Genomic DNA, 21432 nt, shown 5'->3' with positions numbered 1-21432 from the left:
TTTGTTTACTTGTGTCTATTTCTTTCTACGTAAGTAATAATACTTTTAGCAATGTTTTTACCAGTGGCAGTTTCAATACCTTCTAGGCCCGGAGTTGAGTTTACTTCTAAAAGTAAAGGCCCTCTTGTAGATTGCAGCATATCGACACCACAAATAGGAAGCTTTAAGGCTCGCGATGCTTTCATAGCAACTTTTAACTCGGCTTCATTAAGTTTTATAACCTCTGCCGTGCCGCCTCTATGCAAGTTGGAACGAAATTCTCCTTCTTTACCTTGTCTTTTTATCGCGCCTACTACTTGTCCATCTACCACTAAAGCCCGTATATCGGCACCTTTTGCTTCCGAGATATATTCTTGAACCAGAGCCCTTGCTTGCAATCCGTTAAAAGCCTCTAAAACAGATTCAGCAGCATTTTTAGTTTCAGCTAATACCACTCCCAACCCTTGAGTTCCTTCAAGAAGCTTAATAATAACAGGAGTTCCTCCTACGTGGGCAATTACTTTCTCAACATCTCTAGAGTAATTGGTAAATACTGTTTTTGGCATACCAATTCCGGCTTTAGAAAGCCTTTGAAAACTTCGTAACTTATCTCTCGATCGTATAATGGCATCAGATGTAACCGAAGTAAAGACATTCATCATTTCAAATTGTCTAACAACAGCGCAACCAAAAAAGGTTGCAGAAGCTCCAATTCGAGGAATAATAGCATCCACGTAATCTAAATAACGGTCTTTGTAATAAATAGTAGGTTTCTCTTTTTCGATAATAAGATCACATTTTAAGGGGTCTATAACCTCTATAATATGTCCTCGTTTCTTACCTTCGACAACAAGGCGATTTGTCGAAAACAAATTAGGGTTTCGCGATAAAACAACGATATTCATTAAATATACTTTACCTAGTATTGCAATATACTAAAAAAGGTAAATGAATGTTTACATTATCTAGAATTTAATATACCTTTGAGTTCATGGATGTGCCTGCATTAGAAATACAGCTAAAAACCCTGCCAAATGCACCAGGTGTGTACCAATATTTTGATACAAATGACACCATTTTATACGTAGGTAAAGCAAAGAACTTAAAGAAAAGAGTTAGCTCTTATTTTACAAAAACCCATGATAATGGTAAAACCAGAGTACTTGTAAAAAAAATTGCAAGGATAAAACATATTGTAGTAGAAACAGAAACGGATGCATTGTTGTTAGAAAACAATCTTATTAAAAAACATATGCCCCGGTACAATGTGATGTTGAAAGACGATAAATCTTATCCTTGGATTTGTATAAAAAAAGAACGTTTTCCAAGAGTATTTTCAACACGTAGAATCTTTAAAGACGGAAGCGAGTATTTTGGACCTTATACCAGTATGAAAACGGTTTCAACCTTGTTGGATTTAATAAAAGGCTTGTACCATTTAAGAACATGCAATTACCATTTATCTCAAGAAAAAATAGATGCAGGTAAGTATAAAGTATGCTTAGAATATCATTTAAAAAATTGCAAAGGTGCTTGCGAAGGCTTAGAAACCGAGCAAGAATATCATGACAATATAAAAGCTATCAAAGAAATTTTAAAAGGAAACTTTAAAGATTCGTTGTCGCAGTTTAAAAAGCAAATGAAACAATTTGCTGAAGCCATGCAATTTGAAGAAGCCCAGAAAATAAAAGAAAAAATAGAAATATTAGAAAATTATCAAGCAAGATCTACTATTGTAAATCCAAAGATTAGCAATGTTGATGTGTTTTCTATAATGAGTGACGAAAGTTATGGCTATGTTAATTTTTTACAGCTTTCATACGGATCAATAATTAGATCGCATACCTTAGAGATAAAAAAGAAGTTAGACGAAACAGATTTGCAACTTTTAAAATTGGCGATTATTGAAATCAGACAGCGTTTCAATTCTAATTCAAAAGAAGTTTATGTGCCTTTTAAAGTCGATTTAGGTAAAGAGATAAAAGTAACCGTGCCAAAATTGGGAGATAAAAAACACATTTTAGATTTATCACTTCGAAACGCCAAATATTATAGAATGGAGCGTTTCAAGCAAGATAAAATTGTAGATCCGGATAGGCATGCCAATAGGATTATGGCCCAGATGAAAGCAGATTTAAGGCTTTCCACAGAACCAAGACACATAGAGTGCTTTGATAATTCTAACATTCAAGGTACAAATCCGGTTGCAGCATGTGTGGTTTTTAAAAATGGAAAGCCCAGTAAAAAAGACTATCGCCATTTTAATATAAAAACGGTGGTTGGACCAGACGATTTTGCATCTATGGAAGAAGTGGTGTATAGGCGATATAAACGCTTGGTTGAAGAAGAGCAACCTTTACCACAACTTATAATTATTGATGGCGGTAAAGGACAATTGTCTTCGGCATTAAAAAGTCTGGACGCATTAAATTTAAGAAGGAAAATCGCAATTATTGGAATTGCAAAACGTTTAGAAGAATTATTCTATCCAGACGACCCAATTCCCTTATATTTAGACAAAAAAAGCGAAACCTTAAAAATAATACAACAATTGCGTAATGAAGCGCATCGTTTTGGTATAGAACATCATAGAAATAAACGTAGTAAAAGTGCGTTAAATACAGAATTAGAAACGATTTCTGGGATAGGAGATAAAACAGTTGTAGAGTTGTTAAAGTATTTTAAATCGGCTAAACGAGTAGCAAATGCTAAATTAGACGAATTAGAAGATGCTGTAGGGAAATCTAGAGCAGAAAAAGTATATAACTATTACCATAATAAATGAAGTACGTTTTAACGTTAATATTGATTTTTATTTGTTTTGAGGGATCTTCACAAGAACCAAAAAACGATGACGTTAAAATTGGTTTAGTTCTTAGTGGTGGTGGTGCAAAAGGGTTGGCACATGTAGGAGTTCTTAAAATTATTGATAGCTTAGGTCTAAAAGTTGATTATGTTGCCGGAACCAGTATGGGGGCTATAGTTGGCGCATTGTATGCCTCAGGATATTCAGGAAATCAACTTGATTCTATTTTTAAAAATGTAAATTTTGATAACATTATAAATGATAATTTACCTAGGGCATCTAAAGCATTTTATGAACGTGATAATAATGAGAAATATGCTGTAAAACTTCCTTTTAATGATTTTAAAATTAAGTTGCCATCAGCACTTTCAAGAGGCCAAAATGCTTATAATTTACTTTCAAAACTAACACTTCATGTTAACGAAATAAAGAACTTTAGTGAGTTGCCAATTCCGTTCTTTTGTATTGCTACAGATATTGAAACAGGAGAAGCTGTTATGCTAGAAAAAGGAAATTTAGCGCAGTCTGCTATAGCCAGTGGTGCGTTACCTTCAATATTTCAACCAGTAGTCATCAATGATCAAATGTTAACAGACGGCGGCGTAGTAAATAATTACCCGATTGATGAGCTGAAAGCCAAAGGCATGGATGTTATTATTGGAATAGACGTGCAAGACGGATTAGTTAATCGTGAAAAATTAGCTTCTGCACCCGAAGTCTTATTTCAAATTAATAATTTTAGGACTATTAAATCCATGAAGTTAAAGGCTCCAAAAACAGATATTTATATTAAGCCAGATGTTAAAGAATTCAATGTAGTATCTTTTAGTGAAGTGGTTAAAATTATTGAAAACGGCAAGCAAGCCGCCATAAATAAATTAGAAGACTTACAAGCTTTAATAAAAACAAATGTAAAAGAAGAAGTTAAGCCAAAAATAAAAATACAACCACAAGACAGTATAATAATTAATTCACTGTCAATTTCAGGAAGAAATAGCTACACAAGGTCTTATATTTTGGGTAAGTTGAAACTAAAGCTTAATAAGAAAATAAGTTATAAAGACTTTAATGAAGGCGTTAATAATTTAGTTGCGACAAATAATTTTGATGCATTCCAATATGAGTTTAAAAAAACAAAAGAAAAAGAAGGATATGATTTATTTGCAACATTAACAGAAACTGAAAACACGCTTTTTTTAAAAGCAGGAATACATTACGATGATTTGTACAAAAGTGCTCTATTAGTTAATGTTACTAAAAATCATTTTTTATTTAACAATGATGTAGCATCATTGGACATTATTTTAGGCGATAATGTTAGGTATAACTTTGAGTATTTTATCGATAAAGGCTTTTACTGGAGTATTGGGTTAAAATCCAGATATCAGCAATTCAATAAAAATATAAACGCGAAATTATTATTAGATGATGATGACGCTACAGTAATAGGGCTAAACAAAATAGATGTAGAATTACAAGATCAAACCAATCAGTTTTATTTGCAAACACTATTTCGAAAAGATTTTGCTCTAAGTTTAGGAGCAGAACATAAACGTTGGGAAATTAAATCAGAAACAATTTTATCTATTGATTCTGATGAAGGTTTTATATTTGAAAACACTGATTATTTTAGTGTTTTTGGGAGTTTGAAATTAGATACTTATGACGATAAGTACTTTCCAACAAAAGGCTTTTATTTTAATGGAGATATGCATTTGTATCTTTATGCGTCGAGGTTCAATGAGAATTTTGATAGATTTTCGATAGCCAAGGCAGATATTGGTTATGCCTTTAGTTTTTCAGATAAATTAGCGTTCAATTTACAAACAAGTACAGGCTTTAAATTAGGAGATAAATCTACTCAATCATTAGACTTTACATTTGGGGGGTATGGTAATAATCTTATAAATAATTCTGTACCGTTTTTAGGATATGATTTTCTTTCGTTTACAGGGAATAGTTATATAAAAGCATCAGCCAGTGTTGATTATAATATATTTAAGCATCACCATATTACCTTAGAAGGAAACTGGGCAAATGTAGATGACGATATATTTGAAACTGGTGAGTGGTTTAGTTTTTCAGATTATAATGGCTATGCATTAGGCTATGCCATAGACACTTTTGTTGGTCCTATACAAGGAAAATTCAGTTATTCTCCCGAACAGAAAAAAAGTGTCTGGTTTTTCAATATAGGTTTTTGGTTCTAACAAATACTTTTGTCATTCTCACGACATGTGTTCAACTTGTTTCAGTAAGGTGGAAATCTTTTAAAAACAACGAGATATACAATTAAAACTCCAAAAAAATCACGATATTTGTATAGTTATGCAAGCTTTTTGGCAAGGACTTTTAGAATTCTTACACTATCTAATCAAGAGAAATCCTGAGTAGGCAGGTTTATTGTATCTTTAAAATAGACCATTTTAAGGTTTAAGGCTTTACGCCTATAACTTTTATATTTTTTTAATCTTTAATATTAGAAACAATGCCTTTTTATCATAAGTTAGGGAGTATTCCGCATAAGCGTCATATTCAATTTAAAAAACCGGACGGGAGTCTGTATTACGAACAGTTGTTTGGAACGATTGGCTTTGATGGGATGTCCACAAATAGTTATCATGAACAACGCCCCACGCAAGTAAAAGAAATTAAAAAACAATATAGTGTATCACCAAAAATTGCTTTAAAAAATAATATCAAATCGTATCGTTTAAAAGGTTTTAAAATAAAACCTGAACAAGATTTTTTAGAAAGTAGAAAAACAGTACTTGTAAACAGCGATTGTGCTATAGTATTGGCAGCGCCAAAGCAATCTACAAGTGATTATTTTTATAAAAACACAGATGCAGACGAGCTAATTTTTATCCATAAAGGAACCGGGAAATTAAGAACCATCTTTGGTAATCTCGATTTTAAATACGGAGATTATTTATTAGTGCCAAGAGGTATCATCTATAAAATAGATTTCGATACAGAAGATAACAGGTTGTTTATAGTAGAGTCTCACAGGCCTATATATACGCCAAAACGTTATAGAAATTGGTTCGGACAATTGTTAGAACACTCACCATTTTGTGAAAGAGATATTCGCAGACCCGAAGAGTTAGAAACCTATAACGAATCTGGAGATTTTTTAATAAAAGTAAAAAAACAAGGGGATATTATAGAAATGGTTTACGCATCACACCCCTTTGATGTGATTGGATACGATGGGTATAATTATCCATACGCCTTTTCAATTCATGACTTTGAGCCTATAACGGGACGTATTCATCAACCACCACCAGTACATCAAACTTTCGAGACAGATGCTTTTGTAGTGTGCAGTTTTGTACCGCGCTTGTACGACTACCACCCAGAGTCTATTCCGGCGCCCTATAATCACAGTAATATAGATAGTGATGAGGTGTTGTATTATGTAGATGGTGATTTTATGAGCAGAAATGATGTAGATGCAGGACATATTTCGCTGCATCCTGCGGGAATTCCGCATGGTCCACACCCAGGAGCTGCCGAAAGAAGTATAGGTGAATTAAAAACCGATGAACTTGCCGTTATGGTAGATACGTTTAAACCTTTAATGGTTACCGAAGAAGCTATGAAAATAGCAGACGAAGATTATCATAAATCTTGGTTATAATAATTTGTCATTCCCGCGAAGGCGGGAACCCATTTTACCAAAATTCAATTTCAAACAATAAGATTCCCGCCTTCGCGGGAATGACAAAAAATAAACAATGAGTAAAGACATAAAATCAGTAAACTACGGTTTAGAAAAAATATTTGAAGGGGCTCAAGATTTTTTACCTCTTTTAGGAACAGACTATGTAGAATTCTATGTAGGTAACGCAAAACAATCTGCTCATTTTTACAAAACAGCATTTGGATTTCAATCTTATGCCTATAAAGGTTTAGAAACGGGATCTAAAGACTCTGTAAGTTATGTGCTAAAACAAGATAAAATACGTTTGGTTTTAACCACACCACTAAACAGTAAATCACCAATAAACGATCATATTGTAAAACATGGCGATGGTGTAAAAGTAATAGCACTTTGGGTAGAAGATGCTAGAAAAGCATACCAAGAAACAACAAGTAGAGGTGCAAAATCGTACATGGAACCAGTTGTAGAGAAAGACGAACATGGAGAAGTAGTTAGAGCAGGGATTTATACTTACGGTGAAACAGTACATATTTTTGTTGAACGCAAAAATTATTATGGTACATTTTTACCAGGTTTTCATGAATGGAAATCAGATTATAATCCAGAACCAGTTGGGCTTAAATATATAGACCACATGGTAGGTAATGTAGGTTGGGGAGAGATGAATACTTGGGTAAAGTGGTATGAGGATATTATGGGGTTTGAAAACTTCTTGTCTTTTGACGATAAGCAAATCCATACAGAATACTCAGCTTTAATGAGTAAAGTAATGAGCAATGGGAATGGACGCATAAAATTCCCAATAAATGAACCGGCAGAAGGAAAGAAAAAATCGCAAATAGAAGAATATTTAGATTTTTATGAAGGACCAGGAGTTCAACACATAGCCGTTGCTACCGATAATATTATTTCTACAGTCTCTAGTTTAAGGGCTAGAGGTATTGAGTTTTTATCCACGCCACCAGAAGAATATTATAGAGCCGTACCGGGGAGGTTAGAAGAACATAGTCATGAATTAAGAGAAGATATTGAAACATTGAAAAACTTAGGGATCATGATTGATGCAGATGAAGAAGGCTATTTACTGCAAATTTTCACAAAACCGGTTGAAGATAGGCCAACCTTATTTTTCGAAATCATTCAGCGTATGGGAGCCCGTGGTTTTGGAGCAGGAAATTTTAAAGCGCTTTTCGAGTCTATTGAAAGAGAACAAGCCAATAGAGGAACATTATAATGTATAAAAATTTGAATAAAAACTCCATCACTTATTTGTTGGAGTTTTTTTATTTCTTGAATGTTAGTAACAAATTATTGTTAAGCTCTTCTTATTAATAACAGCGAGTCTGAAGAAATTTTTTATTTTTGGAATAGTAATTGTAATTTCTAGAATAGAATAATAAAATATGTATTAAGAAGTTACATTATTAATGACCCATATAAAAATGAAAAAAATACTACTTATAATAATTGCAATATTAGCTATGCAAATGTCTTTTTCTCAACAAGAATCGGCGTTTGGTAATGGTGAATGGTTCAAATTTAAAATGAGCTATAGCGGTTTTTTAAAAGCAGGGAGTGCAACACTTACTGTTAAAGACTCTAAATTAAAAAATAAAAATGTATATCATGTAGTAGGTAAAGGTTGGACCACAGGTATGATAAAATGGTTTTTTAAAGTAGAGGACAGGTATGAAAGCTATTTCGATAAAAAAACTATTATGCCATATAAGTTTGTTAGAAATATAGATGAAGGCGGCCATACTAAAGATATTGAAATAGATTTTGATCAAGAAAATAATAAAGCATACGTAAACAATAAAAAGCATAAAAAGAAGACAGTAATAGATACGAAGCCCAATATTCAGGATATGGTATCTACATTTTATTATTTACGTAATAATCTGGATACAGATAAATTAAGAATAGGTGATGAAGTGAGAATAGATATGTTTTTTGATGAAGAAAATTATGGTTTCAAACTACAATACCTTGGAGAAGAAATTATTGATACAGAGTTTGGAGAAATAGAATCTTTAAAATTCAGACCATATGTTATGGCTGGCCGTGTTTTTAAAGAGGAAGAAAGTTTAACACTATGGGTGTCGAAAGACAAAAATAAATTACCTTTGCGAATTAAAGCAGATTTAGCAGTTGGCTCTCTTAGGGCTGATCTCGAGTCTTTTAAAGGGCTAAAACACCCTTTTAGAATAGTTGTTAGATAATTAAGATATTTTGAATTCGGAAATAACCAATCAACTTAAAGAGAAATACGAAGCTATAGATCAGGATTATGAGACCCATTTAGAAGGTTTACTACATGGTAAGCCTATTAATTATTGGGATTACATCCAAACAGATGCGTTATTAAATCTTCAAATACAACGTACTGTTTTTCCAGATGAAATGGTGTTTATCATGTATCACCAAATCAATGAGCTCTTATTTAAAATGATACTTGGTGAAATAGACCAAATAGCTAAAGAAAGTAAGGTTAGTACAGACGTGTTTACTTCAAAATTAATGCGTATTAGTCGGTATTTCGATATGCTTACCTCTTCTTTTAGTATCATGAAAGATGGTATGGATGTCGATCAATATAATAAATTTAGAACCACGTTAACACCAGCCAGTGGTTTTCAAAGTGCGCAATACAGAAAAATTGAATTTGCATCGACAGAACTTATAAACCTTATCGATAAAAGGTTTAGAGACACTATAGATAGAAATTCGTCTTACGAAAATGCTTTCGAGCATTTATATTGGCAAGCAGCCGGAAAAGATTATAAAACAGGCAAAAAAAGTTATCTTTTAACGGTGTTTGAGGAAAAATATAAAGATGAATTTATTAGATTTACAAAGTTTTACTATACCAATAATCTTTGGACAAAGTTTAAGACGCTTCCTAAAGAATCAAGAGAAGATAAAGAATTAATAAAAGCCATGCGTCACTATGATTACACAGTAAATATAAAATGGGTAATGGCGCATTATAATACGGCAAATCATTATTTAAATATAGGAGGCAAAACAGCAGAAGCCACAGGAGGAAGTGAATGGGTAAAATACATGCATCCAAAATATCAAAAAAGAATATTCTTTCCAGAGTTATGGTCAGAAAAAGAAATACAAAATTGGGGAACAAATATTTAATAACACTAATATTAGCAATATTATGTATTGCTTGTAAAGAAGATCCTAAACCTGTTTTAGAGGAGGAATTGGAATTAGCAGTAGTAGAAGAAATTCCAGAAGATATTTATGAATTTGGTTTTAACCTTAATGATTATGTTGTTAAGCGAGATACCATAAGAAGAGGTGATACATTTGGTATAATCCTGGAACGTAATAATGTGGGGTATCCTAAAATTTTCAATATTGCAGAAAAAGCAAAAGATACTTTTGATATTAGAAGAGGATTGCAAGTAGGTAAACCTTATACACTTTTGTGTATTAAGGATTCTTTAGAAACGGCAAAATGCTTTATCTATCAGCCAAATTTGGAAGATTATGTAGTTATTAATTTTCAAGATTCTATTCACGCTTATAAAAGTAGAAAGCCTATTAAATATGTTGAAAAAGTAGCCACGGGTGTTATAGAAGAGAATATTTCGCTTACGCTTGAAGAACAAGGATTAAGCCCACGTTTAGCATATAAAATGGCAGACGAAATTTATGCGTGGACTATAGATTTTAGACGCCTTCAAAAAGGAGATAGATTCAAGGTTGTTTATACAGATAAATATATTGACGATACTATTTATACTGGTGTACACAATATAAAAGCAGCATACTTTGAGCATAATAAAGAACCTTTCTATGCTTTTGAGTTTGAAACAGATTCAGTAAAAGGTATTATTGACTATTTTAATGAAGAAGCAAAAAATCTAAGACGTGCTTTTTTAAAAGCCCCGGTAAAATTTAAGCGCATTTCTTCCAGGTATAATTTAAAAAGAAGAATTGCGGTTTATGGATATAAAGTACGTCCACATAAAGGTACCGACTTTGCCGCAGCTATTGGCACTCCAATTATGGCTACTGCCGATGGGACAGTTACTGAATCTAGGAGACGAGGTGGTAATGGAAATTACGTCAAGATTCGACATAATGCAACCTATGAGACACAGTATCTGCATATGAAAAGCCGAAAAGTAAAAGTTGGTCAGTTTGTTAAACAAGGTGATATTATTGGTTGGGTTGGTATGACAGGAAATACAGGAGGGCCTCATGTTTGCTATCGTTTTTGGAAAAACGGAAGGCAAGTAGACCCATTTAAACAAAAATTACCAGAAGCCAAACCCATATCAGATTCCTTAAAAGTTAGATATTTAGACTTTATAGCACCTATAAAAGTACAATTAGATAGCATTCCTTTTAGAGAAACTATTTTGGAAGAAACATTAGAAAATAAAGACAATCTAATCTCATTTAAAAATTAATGACATTACCAAGTATAGACCCCACAGCTACAGATTCATGGAAACGATTACAAGAACATTTTAAAACTGTAAAAGATGTTCATATGAAAGATTTATTTGCTCAAGACAAAGAACGAGCAAATAAGTTTACCATTAAATGGGATGATTTTTATGTAGACTTTTCAAAGAATAGAATAACAGAAGAAACTTTTAATTATTTACTGGAATTAGCCGATGAGGTTAAATTAAAAGACGCCATTAAAAGCCAGTTTTCTGGAGACCTAATCAATCAAACAGAAGGGAGAGCCGTTTTGCATACCGCATTACGCGCTCCTGAGACTTCAGAATGTTATGTAGATGGTGTTAACGTGATACCAGAAGTATATGAAGTAAAACAAAAGATAAAACAATTTACAAATGATGTTGTAAATGGTGATATAAAAGGTTTTACAGGAAAGGCTTTTACAGATGTAGTAAATATAGGCATTGGAGGATCGGATTTAGGGCCTGCTATGGTGGTAGACTCTTTGCAGTATTATAAAAACCATTTAACCACCCATTTTGTAAGCAATGTAGATGGAGACCATGTTAATGAAGTTATAAAAAAACTAAATCCAGAAACCACACTTTTTGTAGTCGTTTCGAAAACATTTACCACACAAGAAACACTGTCTAATGCTAATACCATTAAAGCTTGGTTTTTAAAATCGGCAGGTGAAGATGCTATAGCAAAACATTTTGTGGCAGTCTCTACTAATATTCAAAGTGTGAAATCATTTGGCATAGACGAAAACAATATTTTTCCTATGTGGGATTGGGTTGGCGGTCGTTTTTCATTATGGAGTGCCGTTGGTTTAACCATAAGTTTAGCTGTTGGATATACTAATTTTGAAAGCTTGCTTGTTGGAGCTAATAAAATGGATAACCATTTTAAAAATGAAGATTTTAAAACCAATATTCCTGTTGTATTAGCTTTAATAAGTGTTTGGTATAATAATTTTTTTAAAGCAGAAAGCGAAGCGGTTATACCATATTCTCAATACTTAAATCAATTTGCTACCTATTTGCAACAAGGCATCATGGAGAGTAATGGTAAAAGCGTAGACAGGAATGGAAACCTTATTGATTATGAAACAGGTACTTTAATTTGGGGAGAGCCAGGAACGAATTCACAACATGCATTTTTTCAATTAATACACCAAGGAACTAAATTAATTCCAGCAGATTTTATTGGTTTTACGAAGTCTTTACATGGTAACCAAGATCACCAAGATAAACTTATTTCTAACTTTTTAGCACAAACAGAAGCGCTTTTAAATGGTAAAACAGAGAAAGAAGTAATTGCTGAAGGGGCTCGACCAGATATAATTCCTTTTAAAGTTTTTAAAGGAAATAAACCAACCAATACTATTTTTGTAAATAAATTAACTCCAGAAAGTTTAGGAAAACTTATTGCCATGTATGAGCATAAAATATTTGTACAAGGTATCATTTGGAACATTTTTAGTTATGATCAATTTGGAGTAGAATTGGGCAAGCAATTAGCAAGTAAAATTTTGCAAGAATTTAATAGTACAGACAATAATGAGCATGATTCTTCCACTAGTAATTTGTTAAATTATTATAAGAGTTTGATGTAAAAGGATATAAAATTCTTAACATAAAGACTGAAAAGGCACCGATATATTAATATTGGTGCCTTTTGTTTTGCTTAAATGTTAATAAAATTAACATTTGGTATGGCTATTATGTCTTAATATACGTACTTTTGCATCGACTAATTTCAAATAATTAATTCTTTTTAAATCATGAAAAAAACGATTCATTTTTTATTCATGACTGTGGCATTTTTGTTTACTACAGTTATTATGGCGCAAAGTACTGTTACAGGTACAGTGATAGATGCCGAACTCAATTCCCCTCTTCCAGGAGCGAATATTGTTGAAAAAGGAACCTCTAATGGGATTTCTTCAGATTTTGATGGTAATTTCACTCTGCAAACAAATGCCTCATCAGGAGACATTGTGATTTCTTATGTAGGTTATAATTCTATAACAATAACATTTAATGGTAATCAAGATTTAGGGAATATTAAATTAACACCAGATAATTCGCTTGATGAGATAGTTATTATCGGTTCCGGGGTTATTGATTTAGCTGAAGGTAGAAAAACACCTATTGCAGTTTCGACTATTAAAGCGAATCAAATTCAAGAAAAAACAGGAAATTCAGATTTGCCCGAAGTTTTAAAATCTACACCCTCAGTGCAAAGTATTCAAGGTGGAGGTTTTGGAGAAGGCCAACTGTTCTTACGTGGTTTTGATCAGACAAATACAGCATTCATGCTTAACGGTCAACCAATTAATAGTCCAGAAGATGGTAGAATGTTTTGGTCTAACTGGTCTGGAGTTTTAGATGTGGCGAAAGCGGTGCAAGTACAGCGTGGTTTAGGGTCTTCTAAATTAGCCATTTCGTCTGTTGGGGGTACTGTAAATATTGTGACTAAAACTATTGATAAAAAAGAAGGTGGTTTTGTACAGCAAATGGTTGCTAACGATAACTACACTAAAACGACTGCTTCTTATTCAACAGGTATAATGGAAAGTGGTTGGGCTTTTACGGCCTTATTAGGACATTGGCAAGGAGATGGTTATGTAGATTATACAGACGGGCAAGGGCAAACTTACTTTATTTCTTTAGGATATAAACTTAACGAAAAGAATATTTTTAACTTTATGATAACTGGAGCACCTCAATGGCACGCAACTTCAGGGTTTAATAATCTACAACGTTATTTAGATAACGGGAGAAAATATAATTTTGCCTATTCTGGTGTAGATAGCCCAAACCTATTGAATGGAGGGTTATATCCAACAGGAAGAAATGTGTATCATAAACCAGTCGCTAATTTAAACTGGGATTTAACCATTAACGATCAATCAACGTTATCCACTGTATTATATGCTTCAGCAGGACGAGGTACTTTTGCTTCAACTAGAAGAACTAATGATATTCCCACTTATGCCAGAGGATCAAATAATAACCATAACTGGTATGGTTTGGTAAGTAACTACAATAATAAATTAAGTGAAAACTTAAGTGTGAATGTAGGAGTCGATATTCGTTTGTATAATGGAATTCACTTTAGAAGTGTGAACGAATTTTTATCGGTAAATTCTGTTGAAGGGTCTAGTAACTATAACGGTGGAACTTTTCAAGTAACAGATGCTTTTGGAGGGATCAATCCATGGAATGTATTCTTTAATACTAATGATGATCATGCACAGCGTTTACATGGTAATGGAAATTATGATTACGAAGAAGATATTAATTATTATGGAGTATTTGGACAATTAGAATATTCTAATGATAATTTTTCTGCTTTTTTTCAAGGATCTGCCTCTACACAATCTCATTTAAGAACAGAATATGCTAATGCCGCTATTCAAGGGCAATCTGAAGAATCTGAGAAAGTTAATAATACTGGTTTTAATGTAAAAGCAGGTGCAGCGTATAATATTAATAATAATAATGTTGTTTTTGCTAATGCAGGGTATTATTCACGTCAACCATTTCATAGTGATTTGTTTACAAATGATAGAAGTTCCAACCAATTGAATCCATTAGTTCAAGGCAATCAAAAAATTACAGGATTGGAAGCAGGGTATAAACTTTTGGGAGATCAAGTATCAGCTAATCTAAATGTGTATTATACAATCTGGGATAATAGAATTGATTATAGTTCTAGAGATACAGATGGTGATAATTTTGACGATGAATTTACTCAAACAAGTCCTTTGAAACAAGTTCATAGCGGGGTTGAATTAGAAATATTTACACGTTTTGCAGATGGACTAAATATTAATGGATTTGTATCAGTAGGTAACTGGGAATATGATGGTAATATTACAACGAGAACTACAGATGATACTGGAGTTGTAATAGCAAATGGTGCTACTAGTTATATTGATGGTGCCAAAATAGGGCAAGCTGCACAGTTTACAGCTGGTATTAGTGCGGATTATGAAATTTTACCACGTTTAAAAGTAGGAGCCAATTGGAATCAATATGATAATTTATATGGTAATGCTGATTTTGGAGGAGATGAGTTTTTAACAGAGAATAATAGAGGTACTATTAAATTACCATCTTATGATACTGTTGATGCAGGTGTATCATACAAATGGTTATTAGGAAAAGATGATCAGAACTCATTACAATTCCGAGTAAATATCAATAATATTTTTGATGAAGTATATATCGAAAATTCAAGAGATAATATCCATGTAGATTCTGGAGATATAGCATGGAAAGGCGTTAATGTTAATAATGGTGTTAGATTGGGCTATGGCAGAACTTGGAACTGCAGCATGCGTTTCAATTTCTAATATTATTTAAATATATAATATTTAAAAACCGCTTCTATTTAGAGGCGGTTTTTGCTTTCCAGAGCTTTTATAATAAATGGCTTTAATTTAAGTAGATATATAGATCATAAAAATAGTTAAAAATGATAATTTCATTTAATCTTAACACTAGCATAATAAAGCTTTGTGGGTCATTTACTGTGAACCATTTGTTTGTAGTACTTTAGAGTATTTTTTGTTTTTAATCTTCATGTTTTCAATATATTAAAAACAGGTATTTAATAAATATTTGTTAAAACTTAATTAATAAAAAACGCTCATATCTTCAATTAATTTGCATGACTAATTCAATTAATCCTATGCAAAAAATCATGAAGAAAATTACTCAACTTTTAATAACAGCTACGGTCTTTTTATTTACTATAGCAGCAATGGCTCAAAGTACTGTTACAGGTACTATAATAGATACAGAACTTAATACCCCGCTTCCAGGCGCGAATATTGTTGAAAAAGGAACAGCCAATGGTGTTTCCTCAGATTTCAATGGTAATTTTACTATAGAAACTCAAACATCGTCAGGAAATATTGTTATTTCGTTTGTAGGATATGCTTCTATAACTGTATCGTTTAATGGAAATACAGATTTAGGTAATATAAAATTATTACCAGACAATTCTCTTGAAGAAATAGTAATAGTTGGAACCGGAGTTATCGATTTAGCCGATGATAGAAATACGCCCGTTGCAGTATCTACTATTAAGGCATCAGAAATTCAGAACAAAATAGGGACACAGGATATTACCATGACACTGGTTAACACACCTTCGGTATATGTTGCAGGACAAGCTGGAGGTTTTGGAGATTCGAGAATAAATGTTCGTGGATTTGATCAAACCAATGTTGGATATTTATTAAACGGACAACCTATTAATGGTATGGAAGATGGTAAAATGTATTGGTCAAATTGGTCTGGTGTTAATGATATTGCTAGTGTTGTTCAAATACAAAGAGGTTTGGGTGCTTCTAAATTAGCCATTTCGTCAGTTGGTGGTACAGTAAACTTTGTTACCAAAACGACCGATAAAAAAGAAGGAGGATACTTATATACAGGAATCGCAAATAACAATTACATCAAAAATACAATTCAATATAGCACGGGAAAATCTGAAAAAGGATGGGGTGCTAGTTTTATGTTATCGCATTGGCAAGGAGATGGCTATAATGAAGGTAATTTTGGGGCAGGTGAAACCTACTTTTTATCTGTGGGATATACTCCAAATGATAGGCATAATTTTAATTTCCTACTAACTGGAGCACCTCAATACCATGACCAAAATTTCACTAAAAGTATTTCAGATTATTTAGAATATGGAAGAAAGTACAATAATAACTGGGGTACATTAGGAGGAGAATATTTAACAGAGAGACGAAATTTTTATCATAAGCCGGTAGCTAATTTAAACTGGGATTTCAACATTAGTGATCATACTAATTTGTCTACAGTACTATACGCGTCTTGGGGACGTGGAGGAGGAACTGGAGATAGAGGGAATCGCATAAGAACAGCAGATGGGCGAATTGATTATGATGCGATTTATGCATTCAATAGAAGTGTGCCAAATGGAGAAGGTGGTTATTTTGCTGCCGGAGGCGGTTATGTAACAAGATCCTCAATGAATTTACACAGTTGGTATGGTATGGTTTCTAATTTAGAAATGCAATTAGGAGATAATCTATCGTTAAACTTTGGAGTAGATTTAAGAACATATTACGGTGAGCATTTTAGAATTGTAGAGAATTTTCACGGACTTACATCATGGCAGGAAGACATACGTTTAAGAGACCAGAACGACAATCACCAAACCTATGGAACTTTTGGAACGTATAAAAATGTGATTACATCTGAAGATTTATCTGCGAATCCATGGGCAGTATTATTCCACGATTTTAAAGAAGAAGATAAAATTGCTTATAGTAATGATGAGCGTATTACCTATGGAGGTATTTTTGGACAATTAGAGTATACAGGAGACAGGTTTTCTGCATTTTTTCAGGGAGCAGCTTCAAACCAATATCACCAAAGGTTTGATCATTACCAATATGCAGACCAATCGCTTATAGATGGAACCTCACCTCAATGGACAGGGACTGCTTTACCAGCAGGAATAACCGATGGAGTTGATTCTGAAAAAGTAGATAATTTTGGATTTAATGTAAAAGCAGGAGTAAACTATATTATTAATGACCAGCACAATGTGTTCTTTAATACAGGTTATTATTCTCGTCAACCTTTTCACGATACGATTTACTTGAATTTTACTAATCAAATAAATCCACTAACGCAAAATGAAACGATTTTCGGATTAGAAGCAGGGTATAGTTTTAAAAGCCCAAATTTTTCTGCCAATATCAATGCCTATAGAACGGCATGGACAGATAGAGTAGGAACATCGTCAGATATTGTTAATGATGTTGTAATATATGAGCAACAAGAAGGATTAGATCAGATACACACAGGTGTGGAAGTAGATTTTATTGCTAAATTGATGCCTCAGTTAAAACTAAAAGGGTTCTTGTCTATTGGAGATTGGGTTTATCAAGGAGAAGTATTAACCAGAGTAACAGATGAAGATCAAAATATAATTAGCACTGAAACTGAAGATATTGATGGAGGTAAAGTAGGTGATGCGGCACAGTTTACAGTTGGTTTAGGGATAGACTATCAAATTTGTGAAAGATTTTCTTTTGATGCAGATTGGAGAATGTACGATAACTTATATGCTAATGTTGGAGGGACAAAAGAGAACCTAAAACTACCTTCTTACGATATTGTAGATATGGGGCTTTCTTATAAAATGTTATTAGGAAAATTCAAAGATAAATCTTTGAGTTTTAGAGCGAATGTAAATAATGTTTTCTATGAAGTTTATCTTTCAGAATTGTCAACGAATGTAACTGCTGATGCTGGGGATGATACGTTCAATGGTATTAGTGTTGATAACAGAGGTTACTTTGGTTTAGGTAGAACATGGAACTTTAGCATGCGTTACAAATTCTAAACGAATTGTCGATATATAATTTAAAAGAGGCATCTAAAAAAGTTTCATCACTTTTTAGGATGCCTCTTTTTTATGCTTTTAATTAGTACATTTGTATGAACAAATTTTAATAATATTATGTACGACGTTATATTAACATTACATTCTTATTGGGCATATTTAGTGCTTGTTGTTTTAATAATTGCCGCAGTCAATGCTTTGATAAAAACATTTGGGGATAAAGAATATCAAGCCAACGATTTTAGAAAATCACTATTTACTTTAATAGTATCCCATATTCAATTATTAATTGGGTTGATACTTTATTTTGTGTCTCCCCGATTTGATTTATGGAGTGAATTAGGAGGAGAAGTAATGAGTAATTCCTTAGCAAGGTTATACCTCGTAGAGCACCCTTTTGTAAATATTATTGCTGTAGCTTTAATAACTATTGGCTATTCTAAGCACAAAAAGAAACTAACGTCTAAATCAAAATTAAAAACAATAGCTATCTTTTATACTATTGCTTTAGTTCTATTTTTATCACGAATTCCTTGGAGTTCCTGGATAGGCTAAAATAAAAGAGAGTTGAAAGACGAAACAAATGTTGAGCACTTCAATTTTGCTCAACATAGGCTTTGCCGAAATAGTTAGCCTCTTTACCTAACCAACATTGATTTATTTGTCTTTATATACGTATTTGTCTGTTAATTTGCTGGTCTAAAGAAATGATAGATTCGGTTCTGGAAACACCAACAATCGTTTGAATTTTGGTATTCAATAATTGCATTAAATGGTTGTTGTTATAAGCTAACATTTTTATAAAAATATTCCAGTCTCCAGTAGTGTAATGACATTCTAAAACTTCAGGGATTTTTTTTAAAGCTCTAATAACATCTTCAGTATTTACAGCTTTTTCAAGATAAATACCAACAAAAGTCATGGTAGAATAGCCTAAAACTTTTGGATCGATAATGAACTGGGAACCAGAAATAAGTTTAGATTTTTCTAGTTTTCGTAAGCGTTGGTGAATAGCGGCGCCCGAAATACCTACATGTCGTGCGATCTCTAAAATAGGTGTTCGGGCATCTGTTGTTAGAGCACGCAATATCTTTTTATCGATACCATCTATTATTATAGGTTTAGTTTTAGACTTCATTAATTATATTTTAAAACATAAAAATAGCTATTTGGTTTCAATTTGAAACTAAATTGATATTAAGTATTTAATGAGATCTTATTTTTGAATGTCAAGCTAAGTCATGATCGGAGTATAGTCGAAACAATAAAACTAAATATCAATTATTTAGTGGGTTATAACCCAAATAAGGTATTTCCTCTTCTCTAAATGTAACACCAAAAGTTTCCAACTCTTTTAAAATAGGTTCGTAAACTTCTTTAGTAATAGGGATTTGAACGCCGGGCGTTGTGATTTTCTTGTTGAGAATTGCCAGTGTAGCCATAGCAACAGGTAAACCAACTGTTTTTGCCATAGCAGTATAGGTTTGATCTTCTCCTAAAACGACCATATTAGCGTCTATTTGATGTTTCTTACCGTCTTTTTCGTAACCGAATTTATGATACATAACAATCATGTCCTTATCATGCTCATCAAGTGTCCAGCTATCCATAAGTATTTTTTGAAGTATTTGGGCCGGAGTTGCTTTTTTAAGTCCCACCTTTTTTTCAGCATTGAAAATATCGAGTTCGGTGAGTTTATCCCACACAATATCATCCTGATCAATTTTTAAGGCATGTCTTAGCTTTAATTCTACAGAATCAAAAGGACTGTAAGTTAAGAAAGCATTTATAAAATCGCGGTAACTCATATTTTCACTATCATCCATGGTATAGCTATCATCAGTCATTCCTAATATGACAAAAATATTCCATGCGCGACTAAAACCAACGCGTCTCATAGTGCCTCTATATAAAGTTTTAACATGATCGAGTCCGTAAACATTTTGGTATTTTAAAGAATCCCTATTTGCATAAGCTTCGAAACGTCCATAACCATCGATGTCTAAAAATTCGGTACGCCTAAACAAACGATGATAAGGGATGTATTTATAGGTGCCTTCCTGTAAAAATTTAGCGGTACTACCTTGCCCAGCTGTTACTACATTTCTGGGATTCCAGGTGAATTTATAATTCCATAGGTTATTATCGCTTTCGGGAGCCACTAAACCTCCTGTAAACGATTCAAATAAGATTATTTTCCCACCATTGTTGCGTATACGATCTAAAACTTGCATCGCACTCATATGATCTATACCTGGATCGACGCCTATTTCATTCATAAGCACAAGTCCTTTAGCTTTTGCATCGGCATCTAAAGCCTGCATTTCCGGACTTACGTATGATGCCGTAACCATATGTTTTCCTAATAAAACACAATCTTTAGCAACTTCAATATGAAAACGGGCAGGGAGCATAGATACAACAATATCTGCCTCTTTTATAGCATTGGTTCGTGATGTTGCATCGAAAATGTCCAATAATATAGCTTTAGCATTTTTATTATTACCAATTAGTTTTTTTGCAGTATTAAGGTTTAAATCTCCAACAGTAATAAAAAGGTTTTCTGTACCCGATTTATCTAACAAATATTTTAGAAGACTGGAAGCTGATTTCCCTGAACCTATGACTAAAATTTTTCGCATAATGAAAATAAGTTAATTAGTTTTGTAGTAGCGAATTTAATAAATACAATAGGTTTTTATAGTTATAACAAAACACATATTATGAACAAAAAAATATTAATTACAGCATCAATTTTTGGTTTATTAGCTGTTATTTTAGGAGCATTTGGGGCGCATGCATTAAAAGAATTAATTACAGTTGAATCCCAACAAACTTTTGAGACAGGTGTAAGATACCAGATGTATCATGCTATTTTACTATTATTTGTAGGAACTACTACATATATTCAACAAAAAACGAAAAAGGTTTTATACTATTTAATTGTATTGGGAATTATTTTATTTTCAGGATCTATTTATGGGCTAGCAACAAATTTGTTAACAACTTTTAATTTCAAAACGGTTGGTTTTGTAACTCCAATAGGTGGATTGCTTCTAATTTTAGCATGGGGAGTTATGATTGCGAATTTCTTAAAAATAGAATCTAAAAACGACAATAAATAGCGGATAATTTAAAA

The 21432-nt window shown here is 32.8% G+C and carries 15 protein-coding genes; 12 read left to right on the top strand and 3 right to left on the bottom strand.

Annotated features, from left to right (window positions below):
- Positions 1-5: 5 nt before the first annotated feature.
- Positions 6-884 carry a 30S ribosomal protein S6--L-glutamate ligase gene (gene rimK / locus Q4Q35_RS12750; protein ID WP_303278370.1) on the bottom strand — a complete coding sequence of 293 codons (879 nt, stop codon included), beginning with the start codon at positions 882-884 and terminating at the stop codon, positions 6-8.
- A gap of 86 nt (positions 885-970) precedes the next feature.
- Between rimK and uvrC the strand changes: the two genes are divergently transcribed.
- The 11 genes from uvrC to Q4Q35_RS12695 all read left to right on the top strand — a co-directional run bounded on the left by uvrC (position 971) and on the right by Q4Q35_RS12695 (position 18848).
- Positions 971-2764 carry an excinuclease ABC subunit UvrC gene (gene uvrC, locus Q4Q35_RS12745; protein WP_303278369.1) on the top strand — a complete coding sequence of 598 codons (1794 nt, stop codon included), beginning with the start codon at positions 971-973 and terminating at the stop codon, positions 2762-2764.
- On the top strand, positions 2761-4995 hold the full coding sequence (locus Q4Q35_RS12740; protein WP_303278368.1) for a patatin-like phospholipase family protein: 2235 nt from the start codon (positions 2761-2763) through the stop codon (positions 4993-4995). The genes uvrC and Q4Q35_RS12740 overlap by 4 nt, the downstream gene beginning before the upstream one ends.
- Positions 4996-5273: 278 nt before the next feature.
- The gene (locus Q4Q35_RS12735) at positions 5274-6428 is read left to right on the top strand and encodes a homogentisate 1,2-dioxygenase (protein ID WP_303278367.1); all 1155 of its coding nucleotides are present in this window, start codon (positions 5274-5276) and stop codon (positions 6426-6428) included.
- A 97-nt stretch (positions 6429-6525) separates the two neighbouring features.
- Positions 6526-7686 carry a 4-hydroxyphenylpyruvate dioxygenase gene (gene hppD, locus Q4Q35_RS12730; protein WP_303278366.1) on the top strand — a complete coding sequence of 387 codons (1161 nt, stop codon included), beginning with the start codon at positions 6526-6528 and terminating at the stop codon, positions 7684-7686.
- Positions 7687-7894: 208 nt separating this feature from the next.
- On the top strand, positions 7895-8674 hold the full coding sequence (locus tag Q4Q35_RS12725; RefSeq protein WP_303278365.1) for a DUF3108 domain-containing protein: 780 nt from the start codon (positions 7895-7897) through the stop codon (positions 8672-8674).
- 10 nt (positions 8675-8684) lie between these two features.
- Positions 8685-9602, top strand: coding sequence for a tryptophan 2,3-dioxygenase family protein (locus tag Q4Q35_RS12720; protein ID WP_303278364.1), 918 nt, complete (start codon positions 8685-8687; stop codon positions 9600-9602).
- Complete coding sequence (locus Q4Q35_RS12715; RefSeq protein WP_437439745.1) at positions 9560-10888, top strand: M23 family metallopeptidase; 1329 nt, start codon at positions 9560-9562, stop codon at positions 10886-10888. The genes Q4Q35_RS12720 and Q4Q35_RS12715 overlap by 43 nt, the downstream gene beginning before the upstream one ends.
- On the top strand, positions 10888-12507 hold the full coding sequence (pgi, locus tag Q4Q35_RS12710) for a glucose-6-phosphate isomerase (protein ID WP_303278362.1): 1620 nt from the start codon (positions 10888-10890) through the stop codon (positions 12505-12507). The genes Q4Q35_RS12715 and pgi overlap by 1 nt, the downstream gene beginning before the upstream one ends.
- A gap of 168 nt (positions 12508-12675) precedes the next feature.
- Positions 12676-15255: a TonB-dependent receptor gene (locus tag Q4Q35_RS12705; RefSeq protein ID WP_303278361.1), complete on the top strand. Its 2580-nt coding sequence runs from the start codon at positions 12676-12678 to the stop codon at positions 15253-15255.
- Between the two features lie 350 nt (positions 15256-15605).
- Entirely contained in the window at positions 15606-18293 is a 2688-nt protein-coding gene (locus Q4Q35_RS12700; RefSeq protein WP_303278360.1) for a TonB-dependent receptor, read from the top strand.
- Positions 18294-18410: 117 nt separating this feature from the next.
- On the top strand, positions 18411-18848 hold the full coding sequence (locus Q4Q35_RS12695; RefSeq protein ID WP_303278359.1) for a hypothetical protein: 438 nt from the start codon (positions 18411-18413) through the stop codon (positions 18846-18848).
- A gap of 112 nt (positions 18849-18960) precedes the next feature.
- Here the strand turns inward: Q4Q35_RS12695 and Q4Q35_RS12690 are convergent, their stop codons facing one another.
- Complete coding sequence (locus Q4Q35_RS12690) at positions 18961-19431, bottom strand: Lrp/AsnC family transcriptional regulator (protein ID WP_303278358.1); 471 nt, start codon at positions 19429-19431, stop codon at positions 18961-18963.
- Positions 19432-19570: 139 nt separating this feature from the next.
- Positions 19571-20935 (bottom strand): saccharopine dehydrogenase family protein, encoded by a 1365-nt coding sequence (locus Q4Q35_RS12685; protein ID WP_303278357.1) that lies wholly within the window; start codon positions 20933-20935, stop codon positions 19571-19573.
- 81 nt (positions 20936-21016) lie between these two features.
- Between Q4Q35_RS12685 and Q4Q35_RS12680 the strand changes: the two genes are divergently transcribed.
- Positions 21017-21418, top strand: coding sequence for a DUF423 domain-containing protein (locus Q4Q35_RS12680; protein WP_303278356.1), 402 nt, complete (start codon positions 21017-21019; stop codon positions 21416-21418).
- Positions 21419-21432 lie beyond the last annotated feature (14 nt).

It is taken from the genome of Flavivirga aquimarina (assembly GCF_030540835.1).
GTDB classification, from domain to species: domain Bacteria; phylum Bacteroidota; class Bacteroidia; order Flavobacteriales; family Flavobacteriaceae; genus Flavivirga; species Flavivirga aquimarina.
This window is presented reverse-complemented; position numbering and strand designations above follow the sequence as displayed.

Coding starts and splice junctions, on each gene's coding strand:
- rimK (WP_303278370.1), bottom strand. CDS start 884: ATGAATATCGTTGTTTTATCGCGAAACCCTAATTTGTTTTCGACAAAT.
- uvrC (WP_303278369.1), top strand. CDS start 971: ATGGATGTGCCTGCATTAGAAATACAGCTAAAAACCCTGCCAAATGCA.
- Q4Q35_RS12740 (WP_303278368.1), top strand. CDS start 2,761: ATGAAGTACGTTTTAACGTTAATATTGATTTTTATTTGTTTTGAGGGA.
- Q4Q35_RS12735 (WP_303278367.1), top strand. CDS start 5,274: ATGCCTTTTTATCATAAGTTAGGGAGTATTCCGCATAAGCGTCATATT.
- hppD (WP_303278366.1), top strand. CDS start 6,526: ATGAGTAAAGACATAAAATCAGTAAACTACGGTTTAGAAAAAATATTT.
- Q4Q35_RS12725 (WP_303278365.1), top strand. CDS start 7,895: ATGAAAAAAATACTACTTATAATAATTGCAATATTAGCTATGCAAATG.
- Q4Q35_RS12715 (WP_437439745.1), top strand. CDS start 9,560: ATGGTCAGAAAAAGAAATACAAAATTGGGGAACAAATATTTAATAACA.
- pgi (WP_303278362.1), top strand. CDS start 10,888: ATGACATTACCAAGTATAGACCCCACAGCTACAGATTCATGGAAACGA.
- Q4Q35_RS12705 (WP_303278361.1), top strand. CDS start 12,676: ATGAAAAAAACGATTCATTTTTTATTCATGACTGTGGCATTTTTGTTT.
- Q4Q35_RS12700 (WP_303278360.1), top strand. CDS start 15,606: ATGAAGAAAATTACTCAACTTTTAATAACAGCTACGGTCTTTTTATTT.
- Q4Q35_RS12695 (WP_303278359.1), top strand. CDS start 18,411: ATGTACGACGTTATATTAACATTACATTCTTATTGGGCATATTTAGTG.
- Q4Q35_RS12690 (WP_303278358.1), bottom strand. CDS start 19,431: ATGAAGTCTAAAACTAAACCTATAATAATAGATGGTATCGATAAAAAG.
- Q4Q35_RS12685 (WP_303278357.1), bottom strand. CDS start 20,935: ATGCGAAAAATTTTAGTCATAGGTTCAGGGAAATCAGCTTCCAGTCTT.
- Q4Q35_RS12680 (WP_303278356.1), top strand. CDS start 21,017: ATGAACAAAAAAATATTAATTACAGCATCAATTTTTGGTTTATTAGCT.